The sequence below is a fragment of the Kitasatospora sp. NPDC058170 genome (genome assembly GCF_042883905.1).
GTDB lineage: Bacteria > Actinomycetota > Actinomycetes > Streptomycetales > Streptomycetaceae > Kitasatospora.
On the sequence record NZ_JBHVUV010000099.1, the window covers coordinates 1 to 1199 of the forward strand.

Sequence of the window (1199 nt, forward strand, 5' to 3'; positions counted from 1 at the left end):
AGGAAGCGGACGTCCTTGGCGTTGCGCTGGATGAAGGAGCGGCGGGCCTCGACGTCCTCGCCCATCAGGACGGAGAAGAGGTCGTCGGCGCGGGCCGCGTCCTCCAGGGTGATCTGCTGCAGCAGGCGGTGGGCCTGGTCCATGGTGGTGACCCGCAGCTCCTCGGCGTTCATCTCGCCGAGACCCTTGAAGCGCTGGATCGCGTCGTCCTTGGGCAGTCGGCGCCCGGCCGCCACGCCCGCCGCGATCACGGCGTCGCGCTCGCGGTCGGAGTAGACGTACTCGAAGTCGTCCTTGCCCCACTTGATCTTGTACAGCGGCGGCATCGCCAGGTAGACGTACCCGCCCTCGACCAGCGGCCGCATGAAGCGGAACAGCAGGGTGAGCAGCAGGGTCCGGATGTGCTGTCCGTCGACGTCGGCGTCCGCCATCAGAACGATCTTGTGATAGCGGAGCTTGGACTCGTCGTAGTCCTCCTGGATGCCGCAGCCGAAGGCCGAGATCAGCGCCTGGACCTCGGTGTTCTGCAGCACCTTGTCGATCCGGGCCTTCTCGACGTTCAGGATCTTGCCGCGGATCGGCAGGATGGCCTGGACCCGCGGGTCACGGCCCTGCTTGGCCGAGCCGCCGGCCGAGTCGCCCTCGACGATGAAGATCTCGCACTCGGCCGGGTCCTTGGACTGGCAGTCGCTGAGCTTGCCCGGCAGCGAGGCCGACTCCAGCAGGCCCTTGCGACGGGTCAGGTCGCGGGCCTTGCGGGCGGCGACGCGCGCGGTGGCGGCCTGGATGGACTTGCGGATGATGTCCGCGGCCTCGTTCGGGTTGCGGTCCAGCCAGTCGTTCAGCTGCTCGTGCACCACGCGCTGGACGAAGGTCTTCGCCTCGGTGTTGCCGAGCTTGTCCTTGGTCTGGCCCTCGAACTGCGGCTCGCCGAGCTTGACCGAGATGATCGCGGTCAGGCCCTCGCGGATGTCCTCGCCGGAGAGGTTGTCGTCCTTCTCGCGGAGCAGCTTCTTGTCCCGCGCGTAGCGGTTGACCAGGCCGGTCAGCGCGGCGCGGAAGCCCTCCTCGTGGGTGCCGCCGCCATGCGTGTGGATGGTGTTGGCAAAGCTGTAGACCCCCTCGGTGTAGGAGGAGTTCCACTGCATCGCGACCTCGACGGAGATCGCCTTGTCCTTGTCCTCCGCCTCGAAGTCGAT

1 protein-coding gene is annotated in these 1199 nt (G+C 67.6%); it reads right to left on the reverse strand.

Going from position 1 to position 1199, the window contains the following annotated elements:
* The coding region (locus tag ACFVVX_RS38010; protein WP_387952749.1) for a toprim domain-containing protein at nt 1-1199 on the reverse strand (1199 nt) is incomplete at both ends.